7 protein-coding genes are annotated in these 9,387 nt (G+C 45.2%); 2 read left to right on the top strand and 5 right to left on the bottom strand.

Annotated features, from left to right (window positions below; genetic code table 11):
- Positions 1-86 precede the first annotated feature (86 nt).
- Positions 87-311 (bottom strand): hypothetical protein, encoded by a 225-nt coding sequence (locus tag LPW36_RS16995; RefSeq protein ID WP_230611728.1) that lies wholly within the window; start codon positions 309-311, stop codon positions 87-89.
- A gap of 509 nt (positions 312-820) precedes the next feature.
- Positions 821-1,162, bottom strand: coding sequence for a YegP family protein (locus LPW36_RS16990; RefSeq protein ID WP_230611726.1), 342 nt, complete (start codon positions 1,160-1,162; stop codon positions 821-823).
- Between the two features lie 526 nt (positions 1,163-1,688).
- Here LPW36_RS16990 and maeB point away from each other — a divergent pair.
- Together maeB and LPW36_RS16980 are read left to right on the top strand one after the other, a co-directional pair.
- Positions 1,689-3,968: an NADP-dependent oxaloacetate-decarboxylating malate dehydrogenase gene (maeB, locus tag LPW36_RS16985; protein WP_230611724.1), complete on the top strand. Its 2,280-nt coding sequence runs from the start codon at positions 1,689-1,691 to the stop codon at positions 3,966-3,968.
- 221 nt (positions 3,969-4,189) lie between these two features.
- Positions 4,190-4,645 carry an anti-virulence regulator CigR family protein gene (locus tag LPW36_RS16980; protein ID WP_230611722.1) on the top strand — a complete coding sequence of 152 codons (456 nt, stop codon included), beginning with the start codon at positions 4,190-4,192 and terminating at the stop codon, positions 4,643-4,645.
- A 108-nt stretch (positions 4,646-4,753) separates the two neighbouring features.
- Here the strand turns inward: LPW36_RS16980 and LPW36_RS16975 are convergent, their stop codons facing one another.
- From LPW36_RS16975 to LPW36_RS16965, 3 genes are all read right to left on the bottom strand, one after another.
- Positions 4,754-8,656 carry an Ig-like domain-containing protein gene (locus tag LPW36_RS16975; RefSeq protein ID WP_230611720.1) on the bottom strand — a complete coding sequence of 1,301 codons (3,903 nt, stop codon included), beginning with the start codon at positions 8,654-8,656 and terminating at the stop codon, positions 4,754-4,756.
- Between the two features lie 45 nt (positions 8,657-8,701).
- A complete protein-coding gene (locus LPW36_RS16970; protein WP_230611718.1) occupies positions 8,702-9,193 on the bottom strand; it encodes a hypothetical protein in 492 nt (163 codons plus the stop codon).
- An 84-nt stretch (positions 9,194-9,277) separates the two neighbouring features.
- Positions 9,278-9,387 (bottom strand): IS1 family transposase (locus LPW36_RS16965; RefSeq protein WP_230608631.1); only part of this gene is annotated, 110 nt, incomplete at its 5' end.

Here is a 9,387-nt window from a genome sequence, read left to right as displayed (position 1 = left end):
ATCTTTGTTTATTGTCGGACTGGGCGCTCCGGCCCCTGATTTAATACTGCCAGTTCAAATTGAACCCCAGCGTCACCGGATTAGTTTTAAAACCATCGGGTTTTGAGGTGGGAATACCAGCAAACAGAACGTATCCGATCGTCCAGCGCTTTTTGACGCTCTTGTTGATGGATGATTTGCTGGTTATTAATGCGATTCAACTCAGGGGCTGAATAAGCATAAAAGGCAAATGGCAGTAACGCCGCTGCCCCCCAAAAATGCAAAAAAGCGCGCTTCCGATGAGCGAGATTAGGATTGGTTTTAAAAGGCATATCCTGTCCGTGGTAATTTTATCCGTTATAAGAAATTAACAAGGTAATTTTAGAAAGCGCTTATTAAACGATAGTTACCATATAATAACAATGAATTATTATTCTAATTTAAACTTATATTACAGAGTATTATGTGAGATAGGTGTATTGTTTTTCTGACTACAAATTATACTTCGCAAGGAAAAAAGGGGCTCAGACGGAAGAAGAGGCGTTGCACCAAAAGATAACTATTTTAATTTGAAGCCTTCTAAATTATTAAATTCAGCTATTCACCCCGAATAATCTCTGAGATACCAAACAGGCGCTATTTAAAATATGACCCTCAGAAATGATAAATAGACAGCCCTTATGATGCCTATCTTCAGCCGAGAGGCGCTGAATGACACTGAGATTACGCCGTTCTCAATAACCGATTAACGCTGGCATAATAAAGAAAAAAGTCCGTTAGCCATATCAGGCACTAACGGACGAAGCACTACAGGGTGTAAAAATTCTGTTGGCAGAAGCAATCAGGCTTCTACTGTTAAATCAACTACCTTTGCGTCTGGCGCATTATTAGTAACGGAAGCAATACCGGCATCCCGTGACTGCTCAGAGGTATAGGTCTGACTGGTACCAATAACCTGACCGTTAGATGCTTTTAAATTGAAAGAAAACTTGTCATTAGAGGTCACTTTCTTTTCAAAATATTTGCTGTCCTGAGAGTGGGTTTTAACCGACTTGATACCATTCTGGCAGTTAGCTTTGGTGGTATAACCTTCACTACCAAGAATAATCTGCCCATTACCCGCTTTTAAGCGAAAATAAAATTCGTTGTTCTTACTCAGAAAAATTTCAAATTTTGCACTCATTGTCGACTCACCTTTTAGTTAATCCATCTTATTGATAGCGACTACATATCCTCATGCTGCGATCGGATAAGTTCCTTAAAAAGTGCTTCACAAACTAAAACTAAATGAAAGCGCTTTTTAACCGATACACAGTAAGCATAGTTGATGGTATTAGCTCTGGTGAGCAATACGAAAAGAAAAATGATTATTTTTTTCAATTAATTGATATGTATAAAAATAATCATCACGTAATGACAATTTAGCCAATTTATTCTCAATAATTAATTCAGATGTGTGGGGAAAACGTCTAATCGTTATTCCCTGTCACAATAAACGACACCACCACTGATGTTTACATGGTCAATTATTAATTTAATGTTAAGATTGCTATCTAACTGTGCTTTATACTGAATAAGTACGTAAAGAAACAGTTACAGTGAAAGACAAATAGTAACGATGCTGCATCCCATCAGTTTTCAATAATTACCCTATATCTATTCCGGGGTATCACGGCGTCGCCCTGTACCACCCTGAAAAGGACACGATAATGGACGAACAATTAAAACAAAGCGCTCTTGATTTCCACCAGTTTCCTGTTCCAGGAAAAATTAAAATAACGCCAACCAAACCACTGGCTACCCAACGCGATTTAGCACTGGCCTATTCGCCGGGCGTTGCTGCGCCCTGCTTAGAAATTGCCGCCGACCCTCAGGCTTCCTACAAATATACTGCCCGAGGCAATCTGGTCGCGGTAATCTCTAACGGTACAGCCGTACTCGGCCTGGGTAACATTGGAGCACTGGCAGGAAAACCCGTCATGGAAGGTAAAGGCGTTCTGTTTAAAAAGTTCGCCGGTATTGACGTATTTGATATTGAAGTTGACGAATCCGATCCGGATAAGCTGATTGATATTATTGCTTCTCTGGAACCAACCTTTGGCGGTATTAATCTGGAAGATATTAAAGCGCCGGAGTGTTTCCATATTGAAAAAGCGCTACGCAAGCGCATGAAAATTCCTGTATTTCATGACGATCAGCACGGTACTGCAATTATCTGTGCCTCCGCGGTATTAAACGGCCTGCGGGTAGTGGATAAAAAAATCAGCGAGGTCACGCTGGTGGTGTCCGGCGCAGGCGCTGCGGCTATTGCCTGTCTGAACTTGCTGGTTGCGCTGGGTATGACCAAAGAGAACATTACGGTTTGTGACTCACGCGGCGTTATCTATCAGGGCCGCGATCAGAATATGGAAGAAAATAAAGCGCTGTACGCGGTAAAAGACAGTGGTAAACGCAGTCTGGCCGATGTTATTGACGGTGCAGATATCTTCCTTGGCTGCTCTGGCCCGGGCGTGTTAACGCCAGAGATGGTGAAAGGCATGGCGAAGAATCCATTAATTCTGGCGCTGGCTAACCCGGAACCAGAAATTTTACCGCCGCTGGCTAAAGCGGTACGTCCGGACGCTATCGTCTGTACCGGCCGTTCAGATTATCCTAATCAGGTTAACAACGTTCTGTGTTTCCCGTTCCTGTTCCGTGGTGCATTGGATGTTGGTGCTACCGTCATCAATGAAGAGATGAAACTGGCAGCAGTGCAGGCTATCGCCGATCTGGCGTTGGCGGAGCAAAGTGATGTGGTCTCTTCTGCTTATGGCGATCAGGAGCTCTCTTTTGGGCCGGAATACCTGATTCCAAAACCATTCGATCCGCGTCTGATTGTAAAAATCGCACCGGCCGTCGCACAAGCAGCAATGGACTCCGGGGTTGCTGAACGTCCAATTACCGATATGGATGCTTACGTTGAACATCTGACCCAGTTTATCTATAAAACCAATCTGTTTATGAAACCAATCTTCTCTCAGGCGAAAAAAGCGCTGAAGCGGATTGTGATGGCAGAAGGGGAAGAAGAGCGCGTACTGCATGCTACGCAGGACATCGTTTCTCAGGGGCTGGCATATCCAATTCTGATTGGTCGCCCAAGCGTGATTGAAATGCGCATTAAGAAATTAGGTCTGCAACTTACTGCGGGCAAAGATTTTGAGATTGTGAATAACGAATCCGATCCGCGTTTCAACGAGTACTGGAATGAGTACTATCAGCTGATGAAACGTAAGGGCGTTTCACGGGAGCAGGCCCAACGCACGGTGATTGGTAACCCAACCCTGATTGGTACCATTATGGTTCAACGTGGTGAAGCCGATGGCCTGATTTGCGGTACCATCGGTAGCTATCATGAGCATTATGACGTGCTTAAAGGCGTATTTGGCTATCGCGACAGCGTGAATACCGCCTGTGCCATGAACGCCATTATTCTGCCAAGCGGCAATACCTTTATTGCCGACACCTATGTAAATGATGATCCAACGCCGGAACAGCTGGCAGAAATCACGCTGATGGCGGCAGAAACCGTGCGTCGTTTTGGCATCGAACCTAAGGTTGCGCTGCTGTCCCATTCCAGTTTTGGTACTTCTGACAGCCCAAGCGCTCGTAAAATGCGTCAGGTGCTGGAGCTGGTAAAACTGGCGTCTCCGGAGCTGGAAATTGATGGAGAGATGCACGGCGATGCCGCACTGGTAGAGAGCATCCGTAATGATGTCATGCCGGACAGTCCGCTGAAAGGCGCAGCAAATATCCTGATTATGCCCAATATGGAATCGGCTCGTATCAGCTATAACCTGCTACGCGTCTCTTCTTCGGAAGGTGTAACCGTTGGTCCGGTATTGATGGGCATTGCCAAACCGGTACATATTCTGACGCCGATAGCTTCCGTCAGACGTATTGTAAACATGGTGGCGCTGGCGGCGGCTGAGGCTCAAACCCAGCTATTGTAAGCGCTAAGATAGGGTCATTCTGGCCGCATTTATCTTAAACTGAAAGTCCGAAAACAACCCTGTTTTCGGACTTTTTACTGAGCCCCCCACTATCTGTCTTATCTGCCGTTACAACCATTATCACTTTTTTTACAGTTGGCTTATCCATACTGACGGAAGCCCTGCTCAATGCCTGCTAATCTTAATTCAGACGGTAAATCATTCAGATAAGGCTTTACACCATGAGTAAAAAACTCACTGTTATCATTCTGACAGCATTAATACCTTTGGTGCTGGGAGCGACTCCGGTGAATGCTGACCCCGGAGGCAATGGCAACGAGAATGGCCAGAAACAGCATGACCATAAAGACAAAGGCAACAAAGGTAATCAAAACAAGGGAAATGGGCATGATGATTACGATGACGTTAGCGTAACCATTACGTTCAATCAGGCCAGAGGAATGGCGGTCAACTACGGCATTATTGGCTATAAGCCTCTGCCTCCCGGTATTGCCAAAAATTTAGCCCGGGGGAAACCACTGCCTCCGGGAATCGCTAAAAAGAGGGTTCCGGTGACTATGCTAAACGGTCTGCCGCACTATCCTGGCTATGAATGGTATACCGTGGGAGACGATTTAGTGCTGGTGGCAGTAACCACTCTGATAGTGAACACTATTTTACAAGGAGTATTTAATTAGTGCCTGTTTCTGGCAACCAGTAAAAATAAAACCGGCCTGAACAATTGAACAGACCGGTTTTTTATCAGAGCGATAGCTTAATGGCTATCGCTCCATTGGGTTAGTGCATTACATCATGACATGCACGGTATTCTCTACCAGAACTTCAACGTTTGAAGCGGAGTTAGTCCAGACGTTATAGGTATTGCCAGCATATTGATGCTCATTTTGCGACATAACCCAAGGTTGGTCTGCTTTACCTATCGGGTTACCTTCGTTGCCATCCCAGGTCTGTGCGCTTCTCATTTCAAAGTGCAGCGTACTGCTGTCATCGCCGTTAACAACAATCGCCTTGTTATTACCCGCTATTGATAACTCTTCAGACCCCAGACGTAAGACATCTTCCAAATGAACTATCATGGTGTTATGACCGCCATCTTTCAGATCGAAGATCTCCACTGAACTTAACTTCTCTTCTAACGCGCCTAAGTTCAGCAGATTGTTATAACCACCCACAACTAACGTATCAATCCCCTCACCGCCAGAAATATATCCAGATTTCGCTGGCAGTAGATTAATGATGTCGTTACCTGCCCCGGCGATAACCTGATCTTCCGGGCCAGCGTAGAGGAAAATGTCATCATTCAGGCTACCCACTTTGTAAGTGGGTGCAACGTCAGCATCTAACACGGCAATATAAGGTGCGCTCGGTGCGGAGATATCACCCAGGGCGTTAACCTCAACGGCTGTCAGTTGGTTGCTACCATCCATTAGCAGTGTCGATTGCAGGCCCCATGTACCATCAGCCTCTACTGTCGTGTGACCAACCTCATGATTGCCCGTCGCGTCATTAGAGTAGACAATAACATTATCTCCCGCTGTACCCGTACCGCTGATAATTGGACGGCTGTCATCGGAGCTATCACCATTGATAACATGACCAGTCACGTCACCTTTCCGGTCATCTACACTGGTGATAGCCAAATTGTTGACATGAGAAGAAGAGAAATCAGTCATCAGGACAAAAGCCGCTGATGGTGCACTAATGTTGCCTGCTTTATCAATTGAAACCACCGTAAACTGATGACTTTCTTTATACAGCCTTGGTGTAAAGCTCCATTGCCCTGTTTCTACATCTGCCGTCACAAGACCCAATAATGTGCCACCGTCATAAACTTTAACCGTACTACCTTTCTCAGCATGACCGGTTAACGTTGGCGTTGAATCATCAGTCAGGCTACCGCTGATAAGTGCATTTTGAACCAGACCAACACCATCCAGTGCAAACTCAATTGTAGGAACAATTGGTGCAATGGTATCCACGACAAATTCAAATACCTGACTATGCAACATAACATCACGTATGGCATCTTTTTGGAAAGCCGTTATACGATGCACACCCTGGCTCAGATCGAAATCTGGCGTGAAGCTCCACTTATTACCAGCTTGCAGGTATGTTTCGCCCAACAAGGTTTCACCATCATAAATAGTAATGACATTACCAGTCCCTACAGTAGTACCAAACAGCGTTGGACGGGCATCATTCACTAAATAATCAGATGACAGCAGCTGACTATTGATATCATTAACAGCGAAAATATTGATCATCTGACCAACAAGATCCGGTTCAATATGTGCCACAACCAATAATGTTAAGCCTATGGCATTACTCTTAACACTGGTATTGCCAGCACTATCCGTTACCGTCGTGGTGAAAAGATGAGAACCGGCCATTGGCACTTCTGATGGAACAAATATCCAGCTACCGTCGGCGCCAACTTTAGACTCTCCCAACTTTGTCGTACCATCATAAACGGAAACGATACTGCCAGCCTCAGCTTTACCCTTAAAGACCAATGAATTGTATTCGTCAATGAAGAATGGCTCATCTGAATAACCAGTAAGATTGTTGTATTCACCATATTTAGTGGAGATAGTCATATCAACAACAGAATTTGGCGGGGTGGTATCTGGCACTTCCGGTGCAAATACCTGATTGCCGTCCTCCAGAACAAGCTCCGGCGTCTCGGTATCTAACCATATTCCGTAATAAGTAACTGCATATGGTGCACTCGTGCCAGTAACATTCCCTTGAGCATCTATTCCAACCACGAAAAGCTCATTATCATCCAGTTGTAAGCTGTTGATTAACTGAAGGCTCCACTTTCCGTTAGTATCTACCGTCGTACGCCCCAATTCAACGTGGTCATAATGTCCGTTGGAATACAGAACGATGACATCACCCGCGGTCCCCGTACCACTAATAAGAGGTTTGCCGTAACTAATGGCACCCCCATTTTCAATATCCCCAGTATACCTGGGTCCATTATTCATTACCTCTGCCGGGCCATCTGAGTGTACATTAGTGATTGTCAGATTAACGTTATTGTATTGATTGTATTCAATAATTAGACTAAAACTTTCTGACAGCTGACTATGATTACCTGCACTATCCATAGCCGTCACATGGAACTGATGTTCACCCCTGGTCAAATACGCTACCGGAGTAAAGCTCCAACCACCACTCTGACTATCTACTGCTACCGAACCTAACAGAACACTGCCATCATATACTTTCACGATACTACCAATGTCAGCTTTACCGGTCAGCGTTGGCGTTGAGTCATCAGTTATACTACCGCTGCTTAATAAACCCTGTATCACGCCCATATTATCTACGGCTGACTCAATCGTCGGTATCGCTGGTGCAACAGTATCTACCGGTTCCACAGGCGGAGGCATAATGCAAATATCAGCATCAATAACCACAACAAACCCAAGTGACTGAAAGCTCTGGTTACCGGCTACATCCATGGATACCACAGTAAAGATATGATCGCCAAAATCCAGATCGAATGACGGAGTGAAACTCCATTTACCCGTAATACTGTCTGCTTTGACCGAACCCAATATGACACCATTATCCAAAACTGTAACTAAATTTCCCTTCTCGGCTACACCATTTAGCTCTGGCGTAACGTCATTAGTGGCAGTGCCGCTACTCATGCCACTGCGGAAATCTGCAGAAACTGATTCAATGACTGGCATATCAGGTGGAGTCGTATCAACCACAAAGGTGAATAATAGTGGAGCAGAAAAATTAACATTGCCTTTAGAATCGGTCGCTACCACGATGATGTTGTGTTCACCCTGTCCCAAATCCATCGCTGGCGTAAAACACCAGTTGCCATCAGCGCCCACTACTGTTGAACCCAACAGCTCGTCAGCATCGTAGATGTTAACGATACTACCGATTTTGGCCTGACCAACGATTTGTGGGCGAGCATCATCCGTTACACCATTTAGCCCAATTTCACCAGTGATGCTACCAACATCATCAACCAGTTTCTCGATGATTGTCGGTATTTGCGGCTCAAAGTTACTGTCTGATACTTTAAATGATATCGTATCGGATGGTTCGCTGATATTCCCTGCCTTATCCGTCGCAGTGGCATAAGCATTGTGCTCACCGCCACCTAAGGCCGACTGTGGGATATATTTCCAACGCCCAGAGGCATCAACAAGAGTCTGTCCGATAACAATACCGTTATCGGTAATGGTAATCGTACTTCCCGGCTCACCCTTACCAATAAACCACAGGTTATCATTTTCAGGATCCTGATTATTCTGTGTCATATCCAGAGGAGCCACATCGGCGCGAATTATAACATCAAGACTAATCGATGGTTTTTCCGGTGCGGTAATATCCACTTCAAACTTCATCAGCTCTGACACTGAACTTCTGTGACCCGCACTATTTGTAGCAACCATAGTAATATGATGCGAACCTTCTGCCAAAGGACTATTCGGTGTGAAACGCCACTTACCGTCCGCCCCTACCACTACCTGGCCAATAACATGGCTATTGTCGGATACCACAACAGCACTATCCGCCATCAGTAAACGCTTACCACTGCTACTCATAACGATTTGTTTACTTACCGAAGCGTCATCCATAAAGGTAATAACGCTACCCGGTTCTCCTTCGCCAGAGAAGGTCGGCAAAGTACTGGCAATCGTTGTTCCCGACAAAATAGCGCCTGACTTGCTATCAACCACCAGACCGCTGGCTGCTGGTTAGGTAGGTGCAATGGTATTATAGGTAACATCACTACCTCCACCGGGAGTAGATACGGTCTCTGTCTGAAATTCTGATGGTGATGCTACTTCAGGTACGGGTTGAGCTTCTGATTGTGAAGCTGCGTCAGATACGGGTTGAGGTTCTGACTGAGTTGTTGGCTGCAATGAAGAAGATGAGTTGTCGTTATCGTCATCTTTATTATTGTTAATAGCATATCCAATACCACCAATCGTGGCAGCACCTAAAAACCATGGACATAATGACATCAGGCCATCGCCATACTCCACACTCTCAAATAAATAACTGCTATCACCCAGCGAAGAACCACCCAACGCAACGGAAGTTAGGCCTTCATCAGCCAATGCATAGCCGTCACCCACTGCATCAGTGGCCATGTAGGTATAGAGTTGTCCGTCTTCAGCAACCCCCAGTAATGATTGATGGTTACCTGAAATATAGTAATCATCAATAATAATGGCGGGATTCACTTCGTCCTCTAAAATAACCTGTAAATCATTACCATGACGTTTTAACGTTACATGTTCCGGGGAAAGGTCGGTCGTGACGCAGATTTAGTGGTAATGATTGATCGTCAGATACCATCCGATGATCTTATCGTGCATTTCTTCTGACTTTGAGAAGCAGATAGTCTTGCGGGTCAACCGTTTAAGATGGGTTCGCA

Origin of the sequence: Limnobaculum eriocheiris, from assembly GCF_021010575.1 — a bacterium.
Lineage (GTDB): Bacteria > Pseudomonadota > Gammaproteobacteria > Enterobacterales > Enterobacteriaceae > Limnobaculum > Limnobaculum eriocheiris.
The sequence above is the reverse complement of the archived record's forward strand: the minus strand, read 5'-3'. Positions and strand labels throughout refer to the sequence as shown.

Bases quoted from the DNA above. Each gene is read 5' to 3' on its own strand.
- LPW36_RS16980 (WP_230611722.1), top strand. From the start codon at position 4,190: ATGAGTAAAAAACTCACTGTTATCATTCTGACAGCATTAATACCTTTG.
- LPW36_RS16995 (WP_230611728.1), bottom strand. From the start codon at position 311: ATGCCTTTTAAAACCAATCCTAATCTCGCTCATCGGAAGCGCGCTTTT.
- maeB (WP_230611724.1), top strand. From the start codon at position 1,689: ATGGACGAACAATTAAAACAAAGCGCTCTTGATTTCCACCAGTTTCCT.
- LPW36_RS16990 (WP_230611726.1), bottom strand. From the start codon at position 1,162: ATGAGTGCAAAATTTGAAATTTTTCTGAGTAAGAACAACGAATTTTAT.